26 protein-coding genes are annotated in these 26,342 nt (G+C 60.3%); 22 read left to right on the top strand and 4 right to left on the bottom strand.

Annotated features, from left to right (window positions below):
• Positions 1 to 3 precede the first annotated feature (3 nt).
• From SJY36_RS18295 to SJY36_RS18280, 4 genes are read left to right on the top strand one after another with little or no spacing between them, the layout of a single operon-like run.
• A complete protein-coding gene (locus SJY36_RS18295; RefSeq protein WP_288960115.1) occupies positions 4 to 534 on the top strand; it encodes a TRAP transporter small permease in 531 nt (176 codons plus the stop codon).
• Positions 535 to 536: 2 nt separating this feature from the next.
• Positions 537 to 1,817 carry a TRAP transporter large permease gene (locus tag SJY36_RS18290; RefSeq protein WP_005848953.1) on the top strand — a complete coding sequence of 427 codons (1,281 nt, stop codon included), beginning with the start codon at positions 537 to 539 and terminating at the stop codon, positions 1,815 to 1,817.
• 58 nt (positions 1,818 to 1,875) lie between these two features.
• Positions 1,876 to 2,592, top strand: a complete 717-nt coding sequence (locus SJY36_RS18285) for a ribonuclease activity regulator RraA (RefSeq protein ID WP_386176802.1) — start codon at positions 1,876 to 1,878, stop codon at positions 2,590 to 2,592.
• Entirely contained in the window at positions 2,568 to 3,311 is a 744-nt protein-coding gene (locus tag SJY36_RS18280) for a FadR/GntR family transcriptional regulator (protein ID WP_386176801.1), read from the top strand. The genes SJY36_RS18285 and SJY36_RS18280 overlap by 25 nt, the downstream gene beginning before the upstream one ends.
• A gap of 4 nt (positions 3,312 to 3,315) precedes the next feature.
• Here SJY36_RS18280 and SJY36_RS18275 read toward each other — a convergent pair whose 3' ends face one another.
• Complete coding sequence (locus tag SJY36_RS18275; protein WP_005848947.1) at positions 3,316 to 3,663, bottom strand: cupin domain-containing protein; 348 nt, start codon at positions 3,661 to 3,663, stop codon at positions 3,316 to 3,318.
• 371 nt (positions 3,664 to 4,034) lie between these two features.
• Between SJY36_RS18275 and SJY36_RS18270 the strand changes: the two genes are divergently transcribed.
• From SJY36_RS18270 to SJY36_RS18195, 16 genes are all read left to right on the top strand, one after another.
• Positions 4,035 to 4,781 (top strand): SDR family NAD(P)-dependent oxidoreductase, encoded by a 747-nt coding sequence (locus SJY36_RS18270; RefSeq protein ID WP_005848946.1) that lies wholly within the window; start codon positions 4,035 to 4,037, stop codon positions 4,779 to 4,781.
• 71 nt (positions 4,782 to 4,852) lie between these two features.
• Positions 4,853 to 6,358 (top strand): aldehyde dehydrogenase (NADP(+)), encoded by a 1,506-nt coding sequence (locus SJY36_RS18265; protein WP_386176800.1) that lies wholly within the window; start codon positions 4,853 to 4,855, stop codon positions 6,356 to 6,358.
• A 271-nt stretch (positions 6,359 to 6,629) separates the two neighbouring features.
• Positions 6,630 to 7,517 carry a TRAP transporter substrate-binding protein gene (locus SJY36_RS18260; RefSeq protein WP_386176799.1) on the top strand — a complete coding sequence of 296 codons (888 nt, stop codon included), beginning with the start codon at positions 6,630 to 6,632 and terminating at the stop codon, positions 7,515 to 7,517.
• A gap of 75 nt (positions 7,518 to 7,592) precedes the next feature.
• Positions 7,593 to 8,087 carry a TRAP transporter small permease gene (locus tag SJY36_RS18255; RefSeq protein WP_005848940.1) on the top strand — a complete coding sequence of 165 codons (495 nt, stop codon included), beginning with the start codon at positions 7,593 to 7,595 and terminating at the stop codon, positions 8,085 to 8,087.
• Positions 8,084 to 9,394: a TRAP transporter large permease gene (locus tag SJY36_RS18250; RefSeq protein WP_386176798.1), complete on the top strand. Its 1,311-nt coding sequence runs from the start codon at positions 8,084 to 8,086 to the stop codon at positions 9,392 to 9,394. The genes SJY36_RS18255 and SJY36_RS18250 overlap by 4 nt, the downstream gene beginning before the upstream one ends.
• 37 nt (positions 9,395 to 9,431) lie before the next feature.
• On the top strand, positions 9,432 to 10,622 hold the full coding sequence (gene uxuA, locus SJY36_RS18245) for a mannonate dehydratase (RefSeq protein ID WP_386176797.1): 1,191 nt from the start codon (positions 9,432 to 9,434) through the stop codon (positions 10,620 to 10,622).
• On the top strand, positions 10,619 to 11,530 hold the full coding sequence (locus SJY36_RS18240) for a sugar kinase (RefSeq protein ID WP_386176796.1): 912 nt from the start codon (positions 10,619 to 10,621) through the stop codon (positions 11,528 to 11,530). The genes uxuA and SJY36_RS18240 overlap by 4 nt, the downstream gene beginning before the upstream one ends.
• A 130-nt stretch (positions 11,531 to 11,660) precedes the next feature.
• Positions 11,661 to 13,271 carry a cytochrome-c oxidase, cbb3-type subunit I gene (gene ccoN, locus SJY36_RS18235; protein WP_386176795.1) on the top strand — a complete coding sequence of 537 codons (1,611 nt, stop codon included), beginning with the start codon at positions 11,661 to 11,663 and terminating at the stop codon, positions 13,269 to 13,271.
• Positions 13,272 to 13,276: 5 nt separating this feature from the next.
• Positions 13,277 to 14,113 (top strand): cytochrome-c oxidase, cbb3-type subunit II, encoded by an 837-nt coding sequence (ccoO, locus tag SJY36_RS18230; RefSeq protein WP_386176794.1) that lies wholly within the window; start codon positions 13,277 to 13,279, stop codon positions 14,111 to 14,113.
• A gap of 10 nt (positions 14,114 to 14,123) precedes the next feature.
• Positions 14,124 to 14,312: a CcoQ/FixQ family Cbb3-type cytochrome c oxidase assembly chaperone gene (locus tag SJY36_RS18225; RefSeq protein WP_005848929.1), complete on the top strand. Its 189-nt coding sequence runs from the start codon at positions 14,124 to 14,126 to the stop codon at positions 14,310 to 14,312.
• Positions 14,309 to 15,214: a cytochrome-c oxidase, cbb3-type subunit III gene (gene ccoP / locus SJY36_RS18220; RefSeq protein WP_386176793.1), complete on the top strand. Its 906-nt coding sequence runs from the start codon at positions 14,309 to 14,311 to the stop codon at positions 15,212 to 15,214. Before SJY36_RS18225 ends, ccoP begins: the two co-directional genes overlap by 4 nt.
• 96 nt (positions 15,215 to 15,310) lie before the next feature.
• Entirely contained in the window at positions 15,311 to 16,918 is a 1,608-nt protein-coding gene (gene ccoG, locus SJY36_RS18215) for a cytochrome c oxidase accessory protein CcoG (RefSeq protein WP_386176792.1), read from the top strand.
• Positions 16,899 to 17,369 carry a FixH family protein gene (locus SJY36_RS18210; RefSeq protein ID WP_386176791.1) on the top strand — a complete coding sequence of 157 codons (471 nt, stop codon included), beginning with the start codon at positions 16,899 to 16,901 and terminating at the stop codon, positions 17,367 to 17,369. Before ccoG ends, SJY36_RS18210 begins: the two co-directional genes overlap by 20 nt.
• The gene (locus SJY36_RS18205) at positions 17,366 to 19,486 is read left to right on the top strand and encodes a heavy metal translocating P-type ATPase (protein WP_386176790.1); all 2,121 of its coding nucleotides are present in this window, start codon (positions 17,366 to 17,368) and stop codon (positions 19,484 to 19,486) included. The genes SJY36_RS18210 and SJY36_RS18205 overlap by 4 nt, the downstream gene beginning before the upstream one ends.
• A complete protein-coding gene (gene ccoS, locus SJY36_RS18200; protein WP_386176789.1) occupies positions 19,483 to 19,647 on the top strand; it encodes a cbb3-type cytochrome oxidase assembly protein CcoS in 165 nt (54 codons plus the stop codon). Before SJY36_RS18205 ends, ccoS begins: the two co-directional genes overlap by 4 nt.
• Positions 19,648 to 19,802: 155 nt before the next feature.
• Entirely contained in the window at positions 19,803 to 20,624 is an 822-nt protein-coding gene (locus tag SJY36_RS18195) for a glycosyltransferase family 25 protein (RefSeq protein ID WP_386176874.1), read from the top strand.
• Here the strand turns inward: SJY36_RS18195 and SJY36_RS18190 are convergent.
• The 3 genes from SJY36_RS18190 to SJY36_RS18180 all read right to left on the bottom strand — a co-directional run bounded on the left by SJY36_RS18190 (position 20,621) and on the right by SJY36_RS18180 (position 23,653).
• On the bottom strand, positions 20,621 to 21,361 hold the full coding sequence (locus tag SJY36_RS18190; RefSeq protein WP_386176788.1) for a hypothetical protein: 741 nt from the start codon (positions 21,359 to 21,361) through the stop codon (positions 20,621 to 20,623). The two genes, SJY36_RS18195 and SJY36_RS18190, sit on opposite strands and share 4 nt — an antisense overlap.
• A 22-nt stretch (positions 21,362 to 21,383) precedes the next feature.
• Positions 21,384 to 22,229, bottom strand: a complete 846-nt coding sequence (locus SJY36_RS18185; RefSeq protein WP_037966532.1) for a glycosyltransferase family 25 protein — start codon at positions 22,227 to 22,229, stop codon at positions 21,384 to 21,386.
• A gap of 308 nt (positions 22,230 to 22,537) precedes the next feature.
• Positions 22,538 to 23,653 carry a glycosyltransferase gene (locus SJY36_RS18180; RefSeq protein ID WP_386176787.1) on the bottom strand — a complete coding sequence of 372 codons (1,116 nt, stop codon included), beginning with the start codon at positions 23,651 to 23,653 and terminating at the stop codon, positions 22,538 to 22,540.
• Between the two features lie 228 nt (positions 23,654 to 23,881).
• Here SJY36_RS18180 and hmgA point away from each other — a divergent pair, with 228 nt between their 5' ends.
• Positions 23,882 to 25,243: a homogentisate 1,2-dioxygenase gene (hmgA, locus tag SJY36_RS18175; RefSeq protein ID WP_386176786.1), complete on the top strand. Its 1,362-nt coding sequence runs from the start codon at positions 23,882 to 23,884 to the stop codon at positions 25,241 to 25,243.
• A 138-nt stretch (positions 25,244 to 25,381) separates the two neighbouring features.
• Positions 25,382 to 26,332, top strand: coding sequence for an MBL fold metallo-hydrolase (locus tag SJY36_RS18170; RefSeq protein WP_005848911.1), 951 nt, complete (start codon positions 25,382 to 25,384; stop codon positions 26,330 to 26,332).
• The last annotated feature ends 10 nt before the right edge of the window (positions 26,333 to 26,342 follow it).

Below are 26,342 nucleotides of genomic sequence, written 5' to 3'. Positions count from 1 at the left end.
GCCGTGGAACACGCACCCCTCTGGATGAAGCATACCGAGCGTGCGCTCGACGGGCTGAGTTTTCTTTGCATGCTCGCGGCCTCTATCGCCATCGTCGTGCTGATCGCGACCTTTGGCTGGCTGGTGTTCGGGCGCTATGTCTTGAACGTCACGCCGACATGGGTCGAACAGCTGGCGCTTTTGCTGATCTGCTATGTGACCTATCTGGGCGCGGCGGTCGGGATCCATGAGAACACACATCTCGGGGTGACGCTGTTCCGCGACATGATGGGCTGGCGGGTCAGTAATTTCCTGAAACTCGTCATTGATATCGTCCTTGCCGGTTTTGGCCTGATCATGCTGGTCGCAAGTATTGAACTGGTGAAATTCGGGTGGAGCACAATGCTCCCCATGCTGAACATCCCTGAAAGCTTCCGGTCCTTGTCGGCTGCGATGTGCGGCGGGCTTGTCTTTCTATTTGCCGGACTGCGCGCGGTGTTTCGGATCGCCTGTTTTCTGCGCGGTATACCCTATCATGAAAAAGGTCTGTTTTAATCATGGGTCTGACAATCCTTCTTGGCATTTTCGGTGTCTCCGTCGTGATCGGTATCCCCGTCGCCTTTGCAATGGGTATCGCAGCCCTGACCGCCTTTTGGTACGAAGGTTTTCCGCTGCTGATCACCTTTCAACGGTCGGTTTCCGGCATCTCTGTCTTCTCGCTGCTGGCGATCCCGTTCTTCGTTTTCGCAGGCGAGCTGATGCTGCACGGCGGTATCGCCATGCGTCTGGTCAAGTTCGCCTCGGCCCTTGTGGGTCACGTGCGCGGCGGTCTGGCATCGGTGAACATCTTTTCCAGCATGTTGTTCGGCGGAATTTCGGGATCGGCTGTGGCTGATATCTCGGCGCTCGGGTCTATTCTGATCCCTGTCATGAAGGAACGTGGCTATCATTCCGATTACGCGGTGAACGTGACCGTTACATCATCGATTGCAGGCATCGTTATTCCGCCCAGCCACAATATGATTATCTTTGCGGTGGCCGCAGGCGGGGGGATCTCGATCTCGAAGCTGTTCCTCGCGGGGGTGGTGCCCGGCATGCTGATGTGTCTGTGCCTTGCGGTGGCGGCCTATGTCATTGCGATCAAACGCAACTATCCGGCGGAACCCTTCCCCGGCTGGCGTGCGGTCGGCGTTGCATCGCTGCATGCGCTGCCGGGTCTGGTGACGGCTGTAATTATCGTAGGCGGGGTGCTGTCGGGTATTTTCACCGTGACTGAATCTGGTGCCTTCGGTGCGATCTATGCGCTGCTGCTGACCTATTTCGTCTATCGCAGCCTTGACTGGAACGGGTTCAAGACCGCCGTCGTCTCTGCCGTGCGCACAACTGCGATGGTCATGGTGCTGATCGGCTTTGCCAGTTCATTTGCCTATCTTCTGGCGCTGTATCAGGTGCCCGAAAAGCTGAGCAGCTTCATGCTTGGCATCTCGGAAGAAAAGATCGCCGTTCTGCTGATGATCAACATCATGCTGCTGGTGCTGGGGATGATCATGGATATGGCCGCGCTGATCCTGATCTGCACCCCGATCTTCCTGCCCATTGTGCGCGATCTTGGCATGGACCCCACCCAGTTCGGGATCATGCTGCTGGTCAACCTCGGGCTTGGTCTGTGCACGCCCCCTGTCGGCACCTGCCTGTTCGTGGGCTGTGCCGTTGGCAGGGTCAAGATCGAGGAAACGCTCAGGACCATATGGCCCTTCTACCTGGCCATTCTGATGGCGCTCTTGCTGGTCACATATGTCCCCGCGGTGTCGCTGTTCCTGCCCTCATTGCTTGAATGAGCCGACCTTATTCACGCCTTTCAAAACGCCCGAAATACCATAGTAGAAAGTATTCACCATGACTGAACCGACGCCAGAACTCCTTGAAAAGCTCATGCATGTCAGCACGGCAACGCTGACCACCGCATTGTTCAAGCGCGGCTTTCGTAACGTCTTTATTCAGGGGCCGTACCGTATGAACCCCGGGCCGAATATGGTCGGGCCGGCCTATACCCTGCGCTATATTCCCGCGCGCGAGGATCTGGACGGGCTAAAGTCTTTTGCGGACCGTGCCAACCCGCAGCGCAAGGGCGTAGAGGAATGCCCCCCCGGGTCCGTCTTCATGATCAACTCGCGGCGCAATTCAACGGCGGCCTCGGCGGGGTGTATTCTGGCCACCCGATTGATGAAGCGCGGCTGCAAGGGGATCGTCACCGACGGGGGGTTCCGCGACACGCCCGAGATTTCGGCGCTTGAGATGCCCGCCTATCACACGCGCCCCAGTGCGCCGACAAACCTGACCAAACACCACGCCGTCGCGATCAATGATCCTATCGCATGTGGCGGTGTTTCCGTCTTTCCAGGTGATATTATCGTGGGCGACAATGAAGGCGTCGTTTGCATCCCCAAGCATCTGGTGGCAGAAATAGCGTCAGAAACCGAAGAGATGACCGTTTTCGAAGACTTCGTTCTGGAAATGGTGCAAAATGGTGCTTCGATTTTTGGGCTTTACCCACCGACAGATCCGGCAACGAAGGACGAATTTAAAGCATGGCGGGAACAAAACAACCGGTAGCAGGCGCAGAAGCGAGCCGTTCCGCCATGGGCAAGCCCGCCAAGGAACGCACGCTCGCGGATCACGCCTACGAGAAAATCCTCGCGATGATTTCCAGCGGGGAGACCGCGGTCGGGGATAAGCTGCCGACGGAACACGCCATGAGCGAGATGCTGGAGGTGTCCCGGCCGGTGCTGCGTCAGGCGCTCAAGCAGCTGCGCGAAGACGGGGTGGTCGTGTCGCGGCAGGGGTCCGGGTCATTCGTGCAGCGCCGCCCCGATACGGCGGTGCTGACCTTTGCGCCCGTGGGGTCCATCGCTGATATCCAGCGCACCTTCGAATTCCGCGCCGCGATCGAGGGGGAGGCGGCGTTCCTCGCCGCCGTGCGCCATACAGAAGCGGATCTGGCCAAGCTGCGCGCGCATTTCAAGGAGCTGGACCGCTGCATTCGCGAAGGGGAGTTGGGCGTCGAAGCGGACGAGGCCTTTCATCAGGCGATCTGCGAGGCGTCCGGCAACCAGTATTTCGCAACTGCGCGCACCTCGATGAAGTCGAACATCCTGACTGGCCTTAACCTGACGCGGAACCTGTCGCTCAGCAAACCGCGCGAGCGGATGGAGCTTGTCCAGCAAGAACACCGCCGCATCCTCGCCGCGATCATCGCGCGGGATCAGGCCGAAGCCCGCGCCGCCATGCGCGCCCATGTCGAGAATGCAAAGAACCGTGTGTTCGAAGGCTAACCGCTTACTCTAGCGGCAGCCCGTGGGCCGCCATGAAATCATCCCGCCGCGGTGCAAAACTGTCGAGCAGTTTCCCCGCCTGCAAGCACAGGCAGGAGTGTTCGACGTTCGACGGGATAATCAACGCATCGCCGGGGTTCAGGATCTGCGTGTCGCCCCCAACGGTGAATTCGAACTGGCCAGAGGACACGAAGGTCGTCTGCACATGGGGGTGCGAATGGGGCACGCCGACGCCGTCCTTTTCGAACATGAACTCTACCATCATCAGCGCTTTGTCCTGACACAAGATGCGCCGCTGCGCGCCGGGGCCCGATGTCATCCAGCCCTGTGATGCGTCTGCTGTGGTGTCCATTGGTATGCCTCCCCCCGGCTTTAATCAGATGTAATAATTTGTAACTATTATTGGATGTTGTCAACAGATTTGGGTGAGAGGCGTGCCGTAGGCCGCAGCGATTCTCATCGGGCTTTGTGCTTGATATGACGCATATTCTACTGTTTTCTCGGGCTTTTCCGCTGGGGCCAAAGGCCTTCTCGACTTACCAATCTCTACATTTGTAATAATTTGTATTGTCGCGCCCTGAGGTTTGCCCTAAGCAAGGGGACGGATAATGCAGTTGTTGGGCGTGCATCGCCGCCCTTGAACCCCATTGTGCATCGAAGGGAGACGCGGAGAGCACTGCTCGGTCAGGTTCCTCCGCAGAATTTTATATTCAGGAGACGATCATGGACCTCAAAGGGAAAACCGCAATTGTAACCGGCGGTGGCCGCGATATCGGCCGCGCCTGCGTGCTTGAGCTCGCGGCGCGGGGCGCGAATGTGGCGATCAACTATATGGCAAGCTCTGAAGGGGCCGACAGCGCCGTCGCCGAGATCAAGGCGGCGGGCGGCAATGCCTTCGCGCTGCAGGGCGATATGACCAAAGAGGCCGATGTTGCCGCGTTGGTAGAAAAGACCGTCAAGGAATTCGGACAGGTCGATACGCTTGTCCACGTCACGGGCGGGCTGGTCGCGCGGGTCACCATGTCGGAGATGACGCTGGATCACTGGCAGTCGGTCATGGACGTGAACCTGACATCCTTTGTGCTGATGGTGCGTGAATGTCTGCCCCATATGACCGAAGGGTCGTCGATTGTCGGGCTCGCGTCGCAGGCCGGTCGCGATGGCGGCGGGCCCGGTGCCTCGGCTTACGGCGCATCAAAGGGGGCGCTGATGACGCTGACGCGGGGTCTGGCGAAAGAGCTTGGTCCGAAAATCCGCGTGAATTCGCTTTGCCCGGGGATGATCGATACCGATTTCCACAACATCTTTACCAAACCCGAAGTGCGCACCCATGTGGCCAATGTCTCGCCCGTGAAACGCGAGGGAACTTCGGAAGATGTGGCCAAGCTGGCGGTGTTCCTTGCGTCGGATGATGCGGCGTTCATCACAGGTGCCAACGTCGATATCAACGGCGGCATGCTGTTTTCCTGACAACGACACGACCGGCGGCTGCGGATGCACGCGGCCGCCGGATTTTTGACAGAAGCTAAAGGAAACGCAGCATGGAACTGATGGGCAAACACCTGATCGCAGGCGAATGGACCGGCGCGGCAGAGCAATTTTCATCCGACCCCGCCGAAGGGGAGCCACGGATTTTCGCCGCCGGCACCGTTGATCTGGTAGACCGCGCCGCGCAGGCTGCCGAGGATGCGTTTGACGCCTACAGCGCCACCACAGCGCAGGATCGCGCGGCCTTCCTGAATGCGATCGCGGATGAGGTTGACGCCCGTATCGACACATTGGCCCTGATCGGCACCCAGGAAACCGGCCTGCCAGACGCACGTTTGCGCGGTGAAACAGGGCGCACATCAGGTCAGCTGCGCATGTTCGCGACGCATATCCTTGAAGGCAAGTTTCTGGACGCGCGCCATGATGCGGCCTTGCTGGATCGCACGCCTTTGCCGCGATCCGATTTGCGGATGTTCCAGCGTCCGATTGGCCCTGTTGCGGTCTTCGGGGCGTCGAACTTCCCGCTCGCTTTTTCGACGGCAGGCGGGGATACGGCATCGGCCTTGGCGGCGGGCTGTCCGGTGGTTGTCAGGGGGCACCACGCGCACCCCGGCACGGCAGAGGTCGTGGCCGCAGCGATTGCCGCCGCCATTACAGCTTGCGACATGCCCGCGGGCGTATTCTCGTTGATCCAGGGGGGCGGGCTAGAGGTCGGGCAAGCGCTGGTGCAGCATCCGTTGATCAAGGCCGTCGGCTTTACCGGATCACTGCGCGGCGGACGGGCGCTGTTTGATCTATGCGCGCAGCGGCCCGAACCCATTCCGTTTTTTGGCGAGCTTGGGTCGATCAACCCGGTCTTTATACTGCCCGCCGCAGCCTCCGCCCGTGGCGCAGAGATCGGCGCGGGGTGGGCCGCGTCGTTGACGATGGGGGCAGGGCAGTTCTGCACGAACCCGGGCGTGGTGGTGGTCACCGACGGCCCCGGTGCCGATGCCTTCCGCGATGCCGCGGTTGCCGCGTTGTACGAAAGCCCTGCCCAAACAACGCTGACGGCGGGGATCGCCGATGCCTATTTCGACGGGCGTGATCGTATCGCGCGCGCGGGGTGTACGCGCGCGCTCGTCTCTTCCGATCGGGGCGAGGCGCGTCGTGTCACCCCCGCTGTCTTCGAGGTCTCTGGCACCGATTGGCTGAACAGCGACGCGCTGGCGCATGAGGTCTTCGGGCCGCTTGGCATTATTGTGCGCGTGGCCGATGCGGATGAGATGGCCGCGGTTGCTAAAGGGCTGGACGGGCAGTTGACCTGCACGTTGCAAATGGACGCGGGCGATACCGCTGCCGCCAAGGCCTTGATGCCGGTGTTAGAGCGCAAGGCGGGGCGGATATTGGCCAACGGCTTTCCCACGGGCGTGGAGGTCAGCGGGGCGATGGTCCACGGCGGGCCCTATCCCGCGTCGACCAACTTTGGCGCGACCTCGGTCGGGACGCTGGCGATCCGCCGTTTCCTGCGTCCTGTCTGCTACCAAGACCTGCCGGCAGAGCTGCTGCCGGTCGTTTGACCCTCTGCGGGGCAGCGGCGCGGGGGGGTAAGCCGCTGATAAACTTGAGATATACAAATAATTACAAATAAACTTGACGCATTACAAATACTAACGACATATTTCACGTCAGGGAGAATCTGGTCAGGCACGTATCTGGTCAGACAACAATCAGGGAGGACTAACATGTCACTTTTTCACCAAGACAGCACAGCTTGTTTCGGGTGCCGCCGTTGCTGCGACGCTCTTTACCGCGACCGCGCAGGCCGAGACGGTTCTGCGGGGGGCCAGCATGTTCGACGAAGAACACGCCTTTACCAAAACACTGCGCAAATTCGAGGAACTGGTCGGCGAGAAATACGACGGCGATGTAACGTTTGACTTGCGTCTGAACGGCGAGCTTGGCGTCGAAAGCGATTACGTCACCTTCCTGAACCAGGGGGTGGCGATTGATTACACGATCCTTGCGCCGTCCAACATGGCCAAGTTCGCCCCGTCCATCCCGCTGATGGACATGCCGTTCCTGTTCCGCGATCTGGACCACTGGAATGCGGTCCTGTCCAGCGATGTGCTTGCGCCGCTGGAGGACGAGCTGCTGGAGAAAGCGGATATCAAGATCGTGGGCTACACCGGCGGGGGCACGCGCAATCTGCTGTCCAAAAACCCTGTTGTGACCTTTGATGATCTGAAGGGCCACAAGATGCGGGTCATGGGCGCGCCGATCCAGGCGCAGATCTTCCAGGCGTTGACGGCGGCCCCGTCGGCGATTGCCTATAACGAGGTTTACAACGCCATCCAGACCGGCGTCATCGCAGGATTCGAGAACGAGGCCGCAAGCATTCAGAACCTCAAGTTCTACGAGGTGGCCCCGAACCTGACGCTGACGCGCCATTCGATCACCGTGCGCCCCATCGTGATGAGCGGCAAGACCTTCAACAGCCTGCCCGGAGACCTGCAGGCCGCCGTGCTTGAAGCGGGCGAAGAGGCAGGGGCCTATGGCCGCGAGCTGGAATCGCGCGAGGACGGCGTAAAGCTGCAAGAGATGGTCGATGCGGGCCAGCTGACCGTGTCCGAATTCGAAAACCGCGACAAGATGCTGGAAATGGTCAAGCCGGTGCAGGATGCCTATGCCGCCGAGATCGGTGCATCGGACCTGCTTGAAGCGGTCCGCGCCAAGTAATCCCCGCGGATGCCCCCCTTGGGTTCTTGTGACCCGAGGGGGATTTTATTTTCACTCAAGCTGATCGGTAAGCACATGATCCTGCGTGGTCTGGAACTGCTCGCATCCTTGCTCCGCTTCGTTGTGGGGGTGCTGATGTTTTCACTGGCGATCCCCGTCGGCCTGCAGGTCATTGCGCGCTACACTGGGGTGATCCCCGTCTATTTATGGACCGAAGAGCTGGCCACGTTCATCTTTGTATGGGTTGTGATGCTCGGGTCTGCCCTGGCGGTTTGGGAGGGGACGCATTTCGACGTTCAGGTCATCCCTGGTGCCAAACATCCGCTGCTGGCGTTCTTGCAACAAGCGCTGGTGCTTGGGTTGGTCGCGGGCTTTGCGCTGTTGTTCGCATGGTACGGCATTGATTACGCCAAGTTCGGGGGCAACCAGACGTCGGTCATGATGCGTGCAAATCTGATGTTCACGCATATCTCTGTCCCGATCGCCGGTGTGCTTTGGGCGGTCTTTGCCCTTTACCGTTTGTATCAAGCATTTGCGGTCTACCGCACAGAGGGGCGGGCCGTATCATGATCGTTTCAACGGGCCTTGCCTGTCTTATTCTTGTGGGCGGTTTCATCCTGCTTGTGGCGCTGCGGGTGCCGGTCGCCTTTGCCTTGGGGATCGCGACAATTCCGATTGTGATGCTGGATATCCGGCTGACGCCCTTCATTGTCATCGACCGGATGTTCCAGTCGTATAACTCGTTCATCCTGCTTGCCGTGCCGTTCTTTCTGTTGGCGGCGAACCTGATGAATTCGGGGTTGATCACGCAAAAGCTGATTGATTTTGCCCGCGTGCTGACTGGCTGGATGCCCGGAGGGTTGGGGCATGTGAATGTCGCCGTATCGATGCTGTTTGCCGGTATCTCGGGGTCGTCCACGGCGGATGCGGCGGGCTGCGGCAAGATCCTGATCCCCGCGATGGTCAAAGAAGACTATGACACCCGTTTTGCCATCGCGATCACGGCCTGTTCGTCCGTGATGGGGGTGATCATTCCGCCCAGCATCCTCATGGTAGTCTGGGGCGGGGTCATGCAGATTTCGGTCGGTGCGCTGTTTCTGGCGGGGGCCATTCCCGGCTTGCTGATTGGTTTTGCCCTGATGGCGACGGTCTATGGCTATGCCAAAAAATACGACTATCCCGTCACCCTGCGGCCCACATTCGGGCAGTTCTGGTCGGCGTTCAAAGGCGCGGCGCTGGCGATGCTGACCCCGGTTCTGGTGATCGGCGGCATCGTGGGGGGCATTGTGACCCCCACCGAAAGCGCGATCATCGCGGCGGGCTATGCTTTGATCCTTGGGGTTTTCGTCTATCGTACCGTGTCGGTGCGGGATCTTGGCGGGATCTTCTATGACACGGGCCGTTTTGCGTCGATCTCGCTATTTGCGATCGGGACGGCTTCGGCTTTTGGCTGGATGCTGGCGTTCTACAACGTGCCGCGTTTGATCGTGGACGTGCTGACCGCGCACGAGCTTGGCGTCATTGGCACGTCGCTGATCATTGCGGCGCTGTTCCTGTTTTTCGGTCTGTTCATCGATGCCATCCCGACCATTATCATTCTGGGTACGGTGCTTTTGCCCGTAGCGCGGGCGGCGGGGATTGATCCGGTGGCCTTTGCGATCATCGGGATCATCTCGCTGGCCTTTGGTCTGGTGACGCCGCCTTACGGCTTGTGTCTGCTGATCTCTGCGTCGATCGGGGGGATGAATGTGGTCAAGGTGCTGCGGGATGTCTGCATCATTCTGGCCCCGATGCTGGTGATCTTGTTGCTGGTCATTCTCTTCCCGCAGATCGCCCTATGGCTGCCGCGCACGCTCATGCCGATGTCATTCCAATGACCTTTCGGCGCAGACATCTGATCGAATAGGATATCCCATGAAAGAAACATGGCGCTGGTTTGGCCCCACTGATCCGGTCACGCTTACCCATATCAAGCAGGCCGGCGCGTCGGGCATTGTGACCGCTTTGCACGACTACGCCCCCGGCGAGGTCTGGCCGCTGAGGGATATCACGGCCCTTCAGGCGCGGATCGAGGAGGCGGGCCTGAGCTGGGATGTGTGCGAGTTGATCTGGATGCCGGATGCGATCAAGCTGAAGGGTGCCGGTGCCACGGCAGAGATCGCGGCATGGATCGAGACGATGCGCAATCTGGCGCGCGCGGGCGTCCAGACGATCTGCTACAACTTCATGCCGCTGCTGGACTGGACCCGCACCGATCTGAGCTTCGAGATCGACGGGCAGGGGCAGGCCTTGCGTTTTGACATGGTGGATTTCGTGGTGTTCGACGTGCATATTCTTGCGCGCCCGAACGCCCAGGCCGACCACGCCCCCGATCTGCTGGCCGCAGCGCAGATGCGGTGGGGACATATGACAAAGCCCGAGATCGCCGCGTTAGAGGCGAATATCATCGCAGGGCTCCCCGGTAGCGCGAAAGGGTTTACGCGGGCGGATCTGCTGGCGGGCATCGAAAGTTTCGCATCCCTGTCGCACCGCGACCTTCAGGCCAATCTGGCCGCGTTCCTGAGCGTCGTCGTGCCAGAGGCAGAGGCCTTGGGAGTGCGGCTTGCCATCCATCCCGATGATCCGCCGTTCCCGCTTTTCGGTTTGCCGCGCTGCGTTTCGACCACGCAGGATTTGGCGTTTGTTTTTGATGCGGTGCCGAGCGCTGCGAACGGGCTGACCTTCTGTACCGGATCACTGGGGGCCCGTGCGGATAATGATCTGCCCGACATGGCTCGCCGCTTTGGCGCGCATATCCACTTTGCCCATTTGCGCAATGTGCAGCGCGAGGGGGATGGTAGCTTTCATGAAGCCGCAGCGCTTGGGGGGAGCACCGATATGATTGCGGTCCTCGCGGCCCTGCGCGCGGCAGAACAGGGGCAGCCCGCCCGCGCTATCCCCATGCGGCCGGATCACGGTCACCTGCTGGCGTTCGAACAGCAGCAGAAAACAAATCCGGGCTATTCCTATCTGGGGCGGCTCAAAGGATTGGCGGAGCTCAGAGGCGCCTTGGCCGCGCTGGACCATTCAGACATCGGATCAACACACGCAAGGCATGTGCAATGACCTCACTTCTTGGCATCGGCGAATGTATGATCGAACTGTCGTCGGCGGGCGACGACCTTTGGCGGCAACGATTTTCCGGCGATGTATTCAACGCCCTGTGGTACGCACGGGCGCATTCCGCCGATGATGCGGATGTCGCCTTTCACACCGCTGTTGGCACGGACCCTATGTCGGACCAGATGCTGGCCTTTATTCGGTCGGGCGGGATCCGCTGCGCGCAGACGCCACGCATCGCCGATCGGCGCCCCGGTCTGTATACGATCCAGCTGAACGGGGCCGAGCGCAGCTTTACCTATTGGCGCGATACATCGGCGGCGCAGATGATGGTGCGCCACCCCGGCCCGCTTTGGCGCGATGTGGCAGGGGCGGATGTGGTCTATTTCTCGGGCATCACACTGGCGATCCTGCCGCCCGACGACCTAGAGACACTCCTGGCCGGTTTGGTAGAGCATAAAAAGCAAGGCGGGCTTTTGGCCTTTGATCCGAATATCCGGCCTCACCTCTGGGCGGATAAAGACCGGATGCTTGATGTCATATCGCGGGCCGCGGGGCTGAGCGATCTTGTACTGCCAAGTTTCGACGATGAAACAACGGCCTTTGGCGATCGGACACCGCAGGACAGCGCGAAACGTTATGCCGATCTTGGCGCCGGGCATGTTGTGGTCAAGAACGGGCCTGCGGATACGATCCACCTAGAGGGTGGCCAGCTGACGGCCTTCCCCGTGGCCCCGGTCAGGGACATTATCGATACGACCGCCGCCGGAGATTCCTTTAACGGCGCCTATATTGCGTGCCTTCTGTGCGGCTTGCCGACCGAGGACGCTATATCGGCCGCGCAGAGATGTGCGGGGCAGGTGATCAGGCATAAGGGTGCCATTATCTCGCGCAATGATCTGGGGCTGGTCTGACATAGCGCGCGCACCCGCCGATAGATTCACCCCTGGAATTCCTGCCAAGTCCGTGCTGCATTTGATCTAGATCAAGGCACCGCTCCTGCCGCCATGAGAACCCTGTCCCGAAATAAAGGGGATTCGGGATATGTTCGATACGCTCAAGTTGGTCGTGCTTGCGCTCATTGTGTTTTTCGCAGCTTTGGCGGCCGATTGGGCGCGGGATCCGGCCTATATGGTCCATGCGCTGCTGATCATGGTGATCGCCGCCGGCCTGTTCTTCTGGCAACTGAGCAATATGCCGGTCGACGGTGTCGCCGCGCCCCACGCGCCAGCGCCGCAGGGCTATATGGACGGGCCGATCCGCTATGGCGTGATTGCCACGGCGTTCTGGGGTGTTGTCGGGTTCCTTGCGGGGACATACATCGCCTTTCAACTCGCGTTTCCCGCGCTGAATATCGAATGGGCGCAGCCCTATGCCAACTTTGGCCGTCTGCGTCCGCTGCACACCAGCGCGGTGATCTTCGCCTTTGGCGGCAATGCCCTGATCGCCTCTTCTTTTTACATCGTGCAACGCACGTCGGCGGCACGGCTTTGGGGCGGCAACGCTGCTTGGTTTGTTTTCTGGGGCTATCAGTTGTTCATCGTGCTGGCAGCGACGGGCTATCTGCTGGGGGCGACCCAATCGAAGGAATATGCCGAGCCGGAATGGTACGTCGACATCTGGCTGACCATCGTCTGGCTGACCTACCTCGCCGTGTTCTTCGGTACGATCCTGAACCGGCGCGAGCGTCATATCTATGTGGCGAACTGGTTCTTTCTGGCCTTCATCATCACCGTGGCCATGCTGCATGTGGTCAACAACCTCGCCATTCCGGTGTCGATCTGGGGCTCCAAATCGGTGCAGGTCTTTGCGGGCGTGCAGGATGCCATGACGCAGTGGTGGTACGGGCATAACGCCGTGGGCTTCTTCCTGACGGCCGGCTTTCTGGGCATGATGTACTACTTTGTGCCGAAACAGACGGGCCGTCCGGTCTATAGCTACAAGCTGTCGATCATCCACTTCTGGGCGTTGATCTTTCTGTATATCTGGGCGGGTCCGCACCACCTGCATTACACCGCCTTGCCCGATTGGGCGGCGACGCTGGGGATGGTGTTTTCAATCATCCTGTGGATGCCCAGTTGGGGCGGCATGATCAACGGCCTGATGACGCTCGAAGGCGCATGGGACAAGATCCGCACCGATCCGATCATCCGCATGTTTGTCGCCTCGCTCGCCTTCTATGGGATGTCGACCTTTGAGGGGCCGATGATGTCGATCCGCGCGGTGAACAGCCTTAGCCACTACACCGACTGGACCATTGGGCACGTGCATTCCGGTGCGCTTGGCTGGAACGGGCTCATCACCTTCGGCGCGCTGTATTTCCTGACACCGCGGCTTTGGGGGCGGGCGCAGATGCATTCGCTGTCGGCGATCAACCTGCACTTCTGGCTCGCGACCGTGGGCATCGTTCTTTACGCGGCGTCGATGTGGGTCTCGGGCATTATGGAAGGGCTGATGTGGCGCGAGGTCGATGCCAACGGCTTCCTCGTTAACAGCTTTGCCGACACCGTCGAAGCCAAATTCCTGATGTATGTGGTCCGTGGTCTGGGCGGGGTGCTCTACCTCGCGGGGGGTGCGGTGATGGTCTGGAACATGTGGATGACCATCCGCGCCCCGCAAGCCCGCCCCGTCACCGTCGCCCTGCCAGCGGAGTAAGATCAATGGCCAAGAACCCCCACAGCCCTAATTATGACCCCGCTGACGATCCCAAGGTGGTGACCGCCAGCGAAGGGATGAAAAAGGGCAAAATCCCCAACGAGCTGCCGCCCGAGACGCAGACGATCACCTTTCACCAGCGGTTTGAACGCAATGCGACGCTGCTGCTGATCGCCTCTCTCGGGGTGGTCAGTATCGGCGGCATCATTGAAATCGCTCCGCTGTTCTGGCTGGAAAACACGATCGAGAAGGTCGAGGGCATGCGCCCCTATTCGCCGCTGGAACTGGCGGGGCGCGAGATCTATGTGCGCGAGGGCTGCTATGTCTGCCACAGCCAGATGATCCGCCCCATGCGCGACGAGACGGAGCGTTACGGCCATTACAGCCTCGCCGCCGAATCCATGTATGACCACCCGTTTCAGTGGGGCTCGAAACGCACCGGGCCGGATCTGGCGCGGGTCGGTGGGCGCTATTCGGACGAGTGGCATGTGGACCATCTGATGGACCCGCAGTCGGTCGTGCCGGAAAGCGTCATGCCGAAATACGCCTTTCTGATGGAGGCCAAGCTGGAAAGCGAGGATGTGACCGATCTGCTGGCGACCCACCGCATGGTTGGCGTGCCCTACACCGACGAGATGATCGCCAGCGCGAGCGGAGATTTCCGCATGCAGGTTGACCCGATGGGGGATTATGACGCGCTGCTTGACCGCTACCCCGGTGCGCAGGTGCGCGACTTTGACGGGCAGCCCGGTGTCAGCGAGATGGATGCCCTGATCGCCTATCTGCAAATGCTCGGGACGTTGGTCGATTTCTCGACTTTTGTGCCCGATGCCACCCGCTGAGGAGCCCGCCATGGACACCTATTCCTTCCTGCGTGAACTGGCCGACAGTTGGGCCTTGCTGATCCTGACGCTGATCTTTCTGGGGGTCATTGCTTGGGCCTATCGCCCCGGCTCGCGCGCGCTGCATGATGACGCGGCGGATGTGCCGTTTCGCAACGACGACCCCGACCAAGCCCGCCAAGACGGAGCCCGCCAATGACCGACAACCGCAAGATCGACCCCACCACCGGCACCGAAACCACGGGCCACAGCTGGGATGGCATCGAAGAGCTGAACACACCCCTGCCGCGGTGGTGGCTTTGGACCTTCTACGCCACCATCGTCTGGGGCGTGATCTATACCATCCTCTATCCCGCGTGGCCGATGGTTTCGGGCGCGACCGCGGGGTTGCTGGGCTATTCCACCCGTGGCGAGGTCGCGGCGGAAATCGCGCGTGTCGATCTGTCGAATGCCGATCTGACAGAAAGCCTGATCAACGTCGATATGGGGGTTCTGAAAGACAACGAAGAACTGCACCGTTTCGCCGTGCAGGCGGGGCGTTCGGTCTTTGCGGCGAATTGTTCGCAATGTCATGGCGCGGGGGCAGGGGGTGTGGTGGCCTCGGGCTATCCGAACCTTCTGGATGACGATTGGCTTTGGGGCGGTACGATGGCCGAGATCGCCTATACCGTGCGCCACGGCATCCGCAACGAGGATGACGCCGACGCGCGTCTTTCGCAGATGCCGTCCTTTGACTGGCTGGGCGCTGCGGAACTGGACGCCACGGCCCATTTCGTACGCAGCCTTTCGGGGCTCGCGCATGACGAGGCAGCGGCCCAAGCGGGTGCGGATATCTTCGCCACGAATTGCAGCGCGTGCCACGGTGAAAAAGGCCTTGGGGATCGCGAGATCGGCGCGCCAAACCTTGCCGATGCGATCTGGCTGCGCGGCGGCAGTCACGAGGCGATCATCCAACAGCTGAAAACGCCGCGCATGGGGGTCATGCCGCCGTGGCAGGCGCGTTTGGGCGAAGCCGATGTGCGCGCTGTGACGGCCTATGTTCACGGTCTGGGCGGGGGCGAGGCCGCGATGGACACGGCCCAAGATACGCCTGCCGACTGAGCCGCAGCACAGAAACACCTGTTGTTTGATGCAGATCAAAGCGGCCTGCGCCCCACGGGTGTAGGCCGCAAGACGTAACCCCGGAGCCCCCCGCCCATGTCCAACGCCGCCCCCCCGCTTTTCGCCGCGCGCGAGCCGATCTTTCCCCGCCGGGTCAACGGGTTCTTTCGCCGGCTCAAGTGGGTGATCCTGATCCTCACGCTGGGGGTCTATTACGTCACCCCGTGGCTCCGTTGGGACCGCGGGCCGAACCTGCCGGATCAGGCGGTTCTGGTCGATCTTGCCAACCGGCGTTTCCATTTCTTCTGGATCGAGATTTGGCCGCATGAATTCTATTTCGTCGCAGGGCTGCTGATCATGGCGGGGCTGGGGCTGTTCCTGTTTACCTCTGCCATGGGTCGGGTCTGGTGTGGCTATGCCTGCCCGCAAACCGTCTGGTCTGACCTCTTCATGACCGTGGAGCGCTGGATCGAGGGCGACCGCAACGCGCGTATCCGCCTGCACAATGCGCCGTGGAGCCTGCGCAAGGCGCGCTTGCGGGGGGTGAAATGGGCGGTCTGGTTGCTGATCGCGGTGGCGACGGGCGGGGCTTGGGTCTTTTACTTTGCCGATGCGCCCCGTCTCGCGCGCGACCTCGTGACCCTGCAAGCCGCCCCCGTGGCCTATGCCACCATCGCCGTGCTCACCGCCACGACCTTTATCTTTGGCGGCTTCATGCGCGAACAGATCTGCATCTACATGTGCCCCTGGCCCCGCATCCAGGGCGCGATGATGGATCCGGGCACGCTGACGGTCGGCTACCGCAAATGGCGGGGGGAGCCGCGCGGGAAGGGCGGGGTGAAGCGCCAGCAAGCCGCCGCCGCCGCGATTGGGAGCGGCGATGCCGTGGCGCGCTATGGTGCCGCACTGGATATAAACTCCGCCGGAGACCGCCAGTCGCGCAGCGGCGACGTGCTGGGGGATTGTATCGATTGCAACGCCTGTGTCGCCGTCTGCCCGATGGGGATCGATATCCGCGAGGGTCAACAGATGGAGTGTATTACCTGCGCCCTCTGCATCGACGCTTGTGACGATGTGATGGCCAAGATCGGGCGGCCACGGGGGTTGATTGACTATCTCGCGCTGGATGACGAACCGCCAACCGCCCCGCAACAAAGCGCCGCAGTCGCGGGGTATGCCGACGCCCCCGCCGGTGACGTTGCCGGTGCCACGCTGCCCCCGTGGCAGCCCAAGCCGCTTTGGCAGCATATCTTTCGACCCCGCACGATTGTGTACACGACGGCATGGGCCGCCATCGGTGTGGCGCTGGTCGTAGCGCTTTTTATACGGCCCGAGATCGACATGACCATTGCGCCGGTGCGCAACCCGACCTTTGTCACCCTGTCGGACGGGTCCATCCGCAACGCCTATGACATCCGCCTGCGCAACAAACACACCGAAGCGCGGGATTTCAGAGTGTCGCTGGTGGCCGACAGTCCTTTGGAACTGGCGGTAGAGGGCGCAAGTAACGCCGTGGTCAACGTGCCCGCTGACACCAGCCGGTTGCAACGCGTCTATGTGATTGCCCCGCCGCTGACCGCCGCCGCCCGCGCGCAGCGCAGTGACCTGCGCCTTTGGGTCGAAGATGTCACCTCGGGCGAGCGGGCCTATGGCAATACAATTTTCAACGGAAAGGAAGGATCTGATGAGCGCAGTACAGACTGAACGCCGGCTGACCGGCTGGCATGTGCTGGCGATGTTTATCGGCGGCTTTTCGATCATCATCTCGGTGAACCTCGCGCTGGCGTTCAACGCGGTGCGGACTTTCCCCGGCAAAGAGACCGAGTCGAGCTATGTCGCCTCGCAGAACTTCGACACCGACCGCGCTGCACAGGAAGCTTTGGGCTGGACCGTGCGGACGGCGCTGACCGACACGATGCTTACGCTCTCTGTGACAGATCGGGGCAATCGCGTGGTAAGGCCCGAGATCATCTTTGCCACATTGGGGCGTGCGACGACGGTGGCGGATGACATCTCGCCGGCGTTCAGCTGGGACGGCACCGCATGGGTTGCCCCCGTCACGTCGGGCCCCGGCAACTGGAACCTGCGGATAGAGATGCGGGCCGCTGACGGCACGCTCTTTCGGCGCCGCATCCCGCTGCGGGGCCTGCGATGACCGTCGCTGCCTGTCCGGGCTGTATCGCGCTGGCCCCATCTGTCGACACCGCGCGCAGGGGCGTGGCCGACACCGAGGCGGCGGTCTACCTTGCGCTGCCGCAGATCCGCTGTGCCGCTTGTATTGCGGGGGTCGAAGGAGTTTTGGCCAAGCTGCCGTCTGTAAAAGCGGCCAGAGTAAACCTGAGCGCCAAGCGGGTTCGCCTTGTGCTCGCCCCCGGGTGTGACGCCAGCACCGCCCTTCAGGCCTTGAACGACGCAGGCTTTGACGCGCATGAGTTGGACGCGACCGCCCTGCGCCCCGCCAATGACGACGCGGGGCGGCACCTTCTGGCCCGTGCTGCGGTGGCGGGCTTTGCGATGATGAATGTGATGGCGATCTCTGTCGCGGTCTGGTCGGGGGCCGGGGATGTGACACGGGTGATGTTTCACTGGGTCTCGGCCGCCATAGCACTGCCCGCCCTGGCGTTTTCTGCGGTGCCTTTCTTTGCTTCGGCATGGGGGGCCTTGCGGGCGGGGCGGGTGAACATGGATGTCCCCATTGCGCTGGCGATCCTGCTGGCCGCTGCGACATCGCTTTATGAGACCTTTGCGGCCCGCGGGGCGCATACATGGTTTGATGCCGCGCTGTCCTTGACGTTTTTCTTGCTGGTGGGGCGGTATCTTGAACACCGCGCGCGGGCGACGGCGCGTTCTGCCGCAGCAGAGCTGACGGCGCTGGAACTGCCGCGCGCCACCCGACTGACCGCGACAGGGCGCGAAACCGTGGATGTCGCCGTGCTGATGCCGGACGACCGGATCGCATTGGCCGCAGGGGCCCGTGCGCCTGTGGATGGCATAGCTGAAACCGCCGCAATGGTGGACCGCTCTGCCCTGACCGGAGAGGCGGACCCCGTCGCTTTGGCGGCAGGGGATCTGGTCTGCGCGGGCGAAGTGATCCTTGGTGCACCGCTGACACTGCGGGCCACGCATCGCGCCGAAGACAGCACCCTGCGCCGTTTGGCGGCCCTCGTCGAGGTCGCAGAGACCGGCAAGCACCGCTACAGCGGCATCGCGGACCGCGCCGCACGGCTTTATGCGCCGGTGGTGCATGGTTTGGCCGCGGTGGCTTTCGCGATCTGGTGGGCGTTGACGGGGGATCTGCATCACGCCATTGCCGTGGCCACCGCGACGTTGATCATTACCTGCCCCTGCGCCCTGGCGCTTGCAATTCCGGCAGTGACGGCGGCAATGACGGGGCGCTTGTTCCGCGCGGGCGTGCTGCTGAAATCGCCCACGGCGCTGGAACGGTTGGCTGACATCGACACGGTCGTTTTTGACAAAACCGGCACGTTGACCGAAGGGGTGGCTGTTCTTCCCGCGCTTGACCCCGACGCCGCGTCAGTTGCCTTGAGCCTGGCCCAAGCGTCGCACCACCCCGCGTCCCGTGCGCTGGCGACGTCCCTTGCGGGGCGGGCTCCTGCCGATTTGCGCGACGTGGTCGAGGTCGCAGGGAAGGGGGTCACCGCCCTTTGGAATGGTGTGCCCGTGGGGCTGGTGCGCGGAGAGGACGGGCCCGAGCTTCATCTGCCCGATCGGTGCATCCCCCTGCCGCTGACCGAGACCCCGCGCCCCGGCACCGCCGCGTTGATCGCCGCGCTTCGCGCCGGCGGGTGGCAGGTCGCGATGATCACCGGAGACACATCGGCCCGCGCCGCCGCCCTTGCCGCAAAGCTTGGGATTGATCAGATACATGCCGGCGTCTTGCCGCACGAGAAGGTCGATCTGGTGCGTGGCATGGCCGAACAGGGCAGGCGGGTGCTGATGGTGGGCGACGGGCTGAATGACACCGCAGCGCTTGCCGCCGCACATGCATCGCTCGCCCCCGGTTCTGCGCTGGACGCGGCGAGGGTCGCTTCGGACGGTGTCCTTCTGGGGGGCACTCTAGGTACCATCGCACAGACCCTGAGCCTGGCACATCGGGCGCGCAGCCGCATCAGGCAGAACCTCGCCCTCGCCGCCGCCTATAACTGCGTGGCGATCCCGGTCGCGGTCATGGGCTTTGCCACACCGCTGATGGCGGCGGTGGTCATGTCTTCGTCCTCCATCCTTGTCGTCCTGAATGCGCTGCGTCGATGAATATTCTGGTTGTCCTCATCCCCGTTTCCATATGCCTCGGCGCAGCAGGGCTGATCGCCTGCCTGTGGACATTACGCAGTGGTCAGTACGAAGACCTGGAGGGCGATGCCGCGCGTATCTTGCTGGAGGATGACATGTGTGTTGAAGGTGAAGAGGGGTAGAGCTGGGCTTAGGACGCGTGTCACAGCCTGCCACGCAGCAGCGGATCTGATGGCCGCTCCCGCCCTCGGCCCCATTAGGATCACTGGGGGGCGAGAATAATCATCTTAGATTGCCGTGTGAGGTGACTGTTGATAGAAGCCGGTAGTCGCACGCCATCTGTCCGGAGGGGCTCCTCATACTGTCGATCATCATCAACGTCGCTTCGGCTCGGGACCGTATGGCCTTTATGGCGCAACAGATGGATGCGCTAGGTCTACCTTATCAACGGCTCGAAGCCGTTACCCCCGATGCGCAGAGCGGATCGCATAACGCGGCCTATTGGGCCAGTTGGCAACGCCCGCTTAAGGAAACCGAGAAGGCTTGTTTTCTGAGCCACGTAGCAGCATGGGAGCGTGTTGCGGCTTTGGGGGAACCTGCGTTGATCCTTGAGGACGATGTCGTGCTTTCTCGTGCGACGCAGGTATTGCTCAAGTCCTGTCGCGGGCTGGTGGATGTCGACCATCTGACGCTTGAGGTACGCCAGCGTCGGAAGATTGTCGCCAAAGACGCACAACCGCTGACAGACGACCACGTTATGCGCCGTCTCTATCAGGATCGCAGCGGTGCCGCCGCATATGTGCTATGGCCGTCAGGGGCGGCAAAACTGTTGCAGCGCGCAAAGACAGGGGCAGCACTTGCCGATGCGATGATCTGTGGTGCTTACGAGCTTAAGAGCTATCAGGTCGAACCGGCCTGCGCGATCCAGATCGACCAAGCGGAGGCTTACGGCGTTGCTGTCGGGCTTAAGACACATTCGCTGATCGGGGCCGGTGTGCCGACACGGCAGCCAACCACCGCGAGGTTCAAGCTGCGCCGCATCGCCGCCCAACTTCGCATGGGCATGCAGGCCTTGCTGCATGCCGTGGATGCCGAACGCCGCGAGATATCATTGTCACCCGCCGAGTTTTATACGCCCCCTCAAGAGCCGCGGCGCTAAGCCTCGTCCCACCAGCTTGTTTTATCCCGTTTGTGCTGTGCCTTGAAGCGCGCAAATGCGGTGTCATTGATCTGCAGCCGTGCCCAGATCTCCTGGAAAATGGGCCCGACGGGATCAAGCGCCATAAACGGTTCCATCCTCCAGACCATATTGCGCAGGGTGTCATCCGTTCCGACGGTAAAGCAGGACATGCCTTCGAAAAGCGGAATGAGCCGGTGTTGAACATCCTCGACATGGGTAGGAGTCATCGTGGTGTCCAAGGTATCCGTCAGATACCGTTCACTTTCGTACATTTTAACTGTGTTGACGACCGCGCTTGTCATCATGGCGACCGCGCGCACCGCCATGTCGCTATCATGGGCCGCAAATGTGTCGGTGGCTGAGACAAGCCAGCGGATATTCAGTTTCTCCCGCAGGAAGTCCCCCTCGGCCATCCACAGGGTGCGGAATTTTTGATAGGTTTCAGCCAGGTTGTGGTCGCGCCGGATCAGCACGATCAACTCTGCATGATAAAGCAGCAGCGCAGACTGCCCCGAAAATTCCGTCCGTAGATTTTGCAGATGCAGGTCGATGGATTTCGCTGACCCTCGCGTCTGAACCGGATCGCCCGCGTCAATCATCGTCGCTTTGAGCTTGGCTAGATTATGTTCCGCCGCCGCATGTCTGCGCGCCCCCCAGCGTTTGCGATGCTGGTTGAGGGATAAAAACCGTCTAAGCCGTCCGGGTTTCTTTCGCATTGGTCTCGCTTTTCCTATCGGGTTAGTGGCGCAACACTCCGTAAAGACGCAGTACATCAAACCGCCGGCGTAGTCTTCGGCTTTTTAGGAAGGGTCTGAGAAGCCGGTATTTCAGTGCCATCTTCCCTTGGTCAAAGCGCCCCGGAATATCGGAGTCCTTGTCAGTTTGCGTCACAATAGGTCGGGCTAAAAAGCCCTGCCGCAGCATGCCCGGGGCATGCCGCCAAACGAGATCGATCGGAAAGAAGAGGTGCTCGGTGGTCTGCAGAAACGCCTCTGCCGCACGACGCGAAACGATGTACCCGCTTCCCAGTAGCGGAGCCGGATCACATTCACACGCCACATGGCCATTGGGGAGCGGATGAAGGTGAAAAATCCGCCAACGTCTACGCCATTCAAGCCTGCGCCATAGGCGACGCCGTGACCGTTCAAACACCGTTGGGCGTGTTCTAACTGCGTCGTTCGCAAGTTGACTGAGTGTCTCTTCATCCAGCGTGTAGGTGTAAGGCGCGTTAGAGGAGAGATTCAAGAAATCCAGGCCAAGGCCGGGCATTTGCTTCTGAACCATCTCCAAATCCGGTGCGATATCAATATCATCTTCAAGGATCAGTGCATATTCTTCGTCTGTTTCAAGAAACTGCCGCCAAACGGCGATGTGCGAGGCTGCGCAAGCAATTTCACCGCGAACAGGCTGCTTTTTTTGATTGATCACAAATAGATGTCTATTAAAATCTGGGAGCTTAGCATCATCGTCATGGCCATCGACGGCGCGGAAGATTTTGAATGGCAACCCTAGTTCAGCCATCTTTCGCGAAACCTCCGACAGTCGGTCAGGGCGCCGCTTTAGGTTGATCAGGTAAGTATCCACAGAGTTCCTCGTTATTTACAACTGGACAGTATCCAGTACCTTTATTTTTCCAGCTAGAGCTTGTGTGGCCAAAACCTTGATCGGACCAGATATTGTTAGGTACCCCTTAGGATACGACTTCAGGTTGTTGGTCAAGATCACTCATAGACGCCACATATCTGGTATTCACGAGGCATTCCCCACTTTCAGGCGCAACAACCCGTGACCGGACTACGAAAGCTATGTATCGCGTGGGCATATTGAGTGCGGAGTATTAAGCCCCAAGGACGTCACACCGTCTTGTCGTCAAATGTTTCCGGACACATCCATCAAGCGCTGAGGCTCATATAAGCGCGGGTCACGGCCTTGGCATCGAACTTTTCGGGGAAGTCGATCCTGAAGCGCTCCGGGTTGTCTGAGGCTTGCGTCATTCGGGCTGAAAGCGCTTCGATGTTATCGGGTGGTGACACGAGATTTTGTGTGGGCAGTATTTCAGCCGGCCCCGAGGGGCAATCCGTGCTGATGACGGGGACACCAAGGGCAATCGCTTCGAGGATCGTCATGTTCAGCCCTTCATATTCCGACGATACAACCATGAATTTTGCCGCTTTGATCAACGGGAACGGGTTTTTCTGGAAGCCCACAAAATGCACGCGGTCCGCGATGCCCAAAGACTGCGCCAATGCTTTGGTTTCCTCCAGCAAGGGTCCGGTCCCGACGAGCAGCAGGTCATACGGGGTCTTTGCCTGCGCATATGCATGTAGCAGACGATCGTGGCGCTTGGCTTTTTTGAACTTGCCTACGTTGACGATATAGTCCTTCCGGGGTGGCACCGGTTCATCAGCCTGTCGTTGGATCAAAGCCGGTTCGACCGGGTTATAGATTGTGCGGGTCTCTAGCGATTTCCCAAACAGCGCCTGCATGTCCTCTTCGACGCCCTTGCTAACGCAGATACATTTTTTTCCGCTGTAGATCTGCTTCAGTCGATTGAGGCGAGGGTCTGCGGCACCATCAAGAGCATACTCCTGCGACGTATTATTATGCATGATAAAATGAATATTCGGGAGCCGGCTCTTTGAAAGAATAAAATCGACGGGATGAAGGTTGGAAAGCACCAGATCAGGCGTCCCGATGTTCTTCCTGATAAATCGGTCAAAAAATTTCGCCGCAATCTTGGGGCGGAGTTTTCGAGGTAGCGATCGAAAAGCACGGTACGGAAATTTATGGATATGAACTCCGTTATCTAGCGGCAGATCAATAGTGTCTTTAAATATAACGATATGCGCCGTGCCACCCAATGCGTTTATATTTCGCGCCAGTGTTTGAACAACGCGCTCTGCACCATTCCCCTGCAGGCTGAAAACAGCGAGAACTATCGTTTTCATATATTCTTCTCCAATATGCGCTTTGGGCGTTGCATAGACCAAACGGTAGATAATGCGCACAGGCGTTGTGAAGTCCAGAACGGTTTTTGCAAGGATGCCGTGCTAGGGTGCCGTTATCTGTTCGGGACGTGTCCGGCGGCTGTAGTGGGGCCGACATTGGCGCGGCGGAAATGACGCCAGATGTTTTTCCGATCCCTTGCACCCCTTCTTGTCGCAGCGCTAAAAAACCAGTTGTTAGTTACAAATGCAACCTTTAGGCAATCGCTAGTGGAACGCGAGGAGCCGAGTATGACTGTCGAAAAACATCCGACCCGTATGACCCAAGCCCCGTCTCTTCCCGGGGCCAACGCCGGTTATATGCCGGGCTTCGGGAATGATTTCGAGACAGAGGCGCTGCCGGATGCCTTGCCGCAAGGGATGAACAGCCCGCAAAAATGCAACTACGGGCTTTATGGTGAGCAGCTTAGCGGGACTGCCTTTACGGCGCCAAGCCATCAGAACGAACGTACCTGGTGCTACCGCATTCGCCCGTCGGTCAAACACTCGCACCGGTATCACAAGATCGATCTGCCCCTTTGGAAATCCGCGCCCAACATCGTCGCGGACGTCACGAGCCTTGGGCAATATCGCTGGGATCCGCTGCCGCACACAGACACGCCGCTGACATGGCTGACGGGGATGCGCACGATGACGACGGCGGGGGATGTCCATACGCAGGTCGGCATGGCGACCCATGTGTATCTTGTGAATGCCTCCATGGTTGATGCGTATTTCTATTCTGCCGACAGCGAGATGCTGATCGTCCCGCAGGAAGGTCGCCTTCGGTTTTCGACTGAACTGGGGATCATTGATCTCGCGCCGCAGGAAATCGCGATCATCCCGCGGGGGCTGGTCTACCGTGTCGAAGTGCTTGAAGGGCCGTGCCGCGGGTTCGTCTGCGAGAACTACTGCCAAAAGTTCGAGCTGCCAAATCGTGGGCCGATCGGGGCCAACTGCATGGCCAACCCGCGCGATTTCAAAGCACCCGTTGCCGCGTTTGAAGACCGCGAAGTCCCCTCTACCGTGACGGTGAAATGGTGCGGGGAGTTCCATGAAACCAAGATCGGGCAGTCACCGCTTGATGTGGTGGCATGGCACGGGAACTACGCGCCGGTGAAATATGACTTGCGCACCTATTGTCCCGTGGGGGCGGTGCTGTTCGACCATCCTGACCCGTCGATCTTTACCGTTCTCACCGCGCCGTCCGGTGTCGAAGGTACGGCGAATATCGACTTTGTCTTGTTCCGGGAACGCTGGATGGTGGCGGAAGATACGTTCCGCCCGCCGTGGTATCACAAGAATATCATGTCCGAATTGATGGGTAATATCTACGGCCAGTATGACGCCAAGCCCAAAGGCTTTATTCCCGGCGGGATCAGCTTGCACAACATGATGCTGCCGCACGGGCCTGATCGCAATGCCTTCGAGGGGGCCTCCAACGCAGAGCTGACGGCCCAAAAGCTCGACAACACGATGTCGTTCATGTTCGAGACCCGCTTCCCGCAGCAACTCACGAAATTCGCCGGACAGGAGGCCCCCTTGCAGGATGATTACATCGATTGCTGGGCAGACATCGAAAAGAAGTTCGACGGGACACCGAGCAAGAAATGAAGCGGACTCCGGCCGGTAAAAGCACAACGTTGACCCGGCGCGGTACCGCAGGGCGTGACGGGTATCAGGTGGGGTCGGGCAGGTGCCAAAGCACCGTTCGATCCGCAACAAATTCCCCTAAATAGAAGGACCAGAACCATGGCAAAAGCATTCGCATCCCAAGGGGATATGACAGAAAAGAAAGTCACCTTCGACGAAGTCGGCGAGGGCCTGTGGGCCTTCACCGCGGAAGGCGACCCGAATTCGGGCGTGATCATCGGCGATGACAGCGTCATGATTGTAGAGGCACAGGCGACGCCGCGTCTGGCCAATAAGGTCATCGAGAAGGTGCGCGAAGTCACCGACAAGCCGATCAGCCACGTGGTGCTGACCCATTATCACGCGGTGCGCGTGTTGGGGGCCTCTGCCTATGGGGCACAGCAGATCATCATGTCCGACGTTGCCCGCGCGATGGTCGAGGAACGCGGACAGGAAGATTGGGACAGCGAGTTCCAACGCTTTCCCCGATTGTTCGAGGGGCATGAATCAATCCCCGGGCTGACCTACCCGACCACCACATTCAGCGACAGCATGACCGTCTATCTGGGCAAACGTCGCGTTGATATCAAACACATCGGCCGCGCCCATACGGCGGGTGATGCGGTGATCCATGTGCCGGATCAGAACGTTATGTTCACGGGCGATATCGTGGAGGATCATTCGGCCTGCTATTGCGGCGACGGATACTTCGGCGACTGGGGGCAAACGCTCGATAACATCAAGGCCTATGACGTGGATGCGATCGCACCGGGACGGGGGGGTGCCTTGATCGGCAAGGACGCCGTTGAACGTGCGATTGAAAGCACGCGTGATTTCGTCGAAAGCACCTTCAAGCCAGCGCAGCGGGTCGCCATGAAAGGCGGCACGTTGAAAGAGGCATGGGATGCGGTGCGCGCGGAATGCGACCCGAAGTTCAAGGATTACGCGATCTACGAGCACTGCCTGCCGTTCAACGTCAGCCGCGCCTTCGACGAGGCCCGCGGCATCTGGCATCCGCGTATCTGGACAGACAAGCGCGATCTGGAAATGTGGGCGCAGTTGCAGGGCTAAGGCCGGGTCT

It is taken from the genome of Sulfitobacter sp. R86518 (assembly GCF_042466275.1).
Taxonomy (GTDB): Bacteria; Pseudomonadota; Alphaproteobacteria; order Rhodobacterales; family Rhodobacteraceae; genus Sulfitobacter; species Sulfitobacter pontiacus.
Note: the sequence above shows the minus strand (reverse complement) of the source record. Positions and strands in the feature narration are given on the sequence as shown.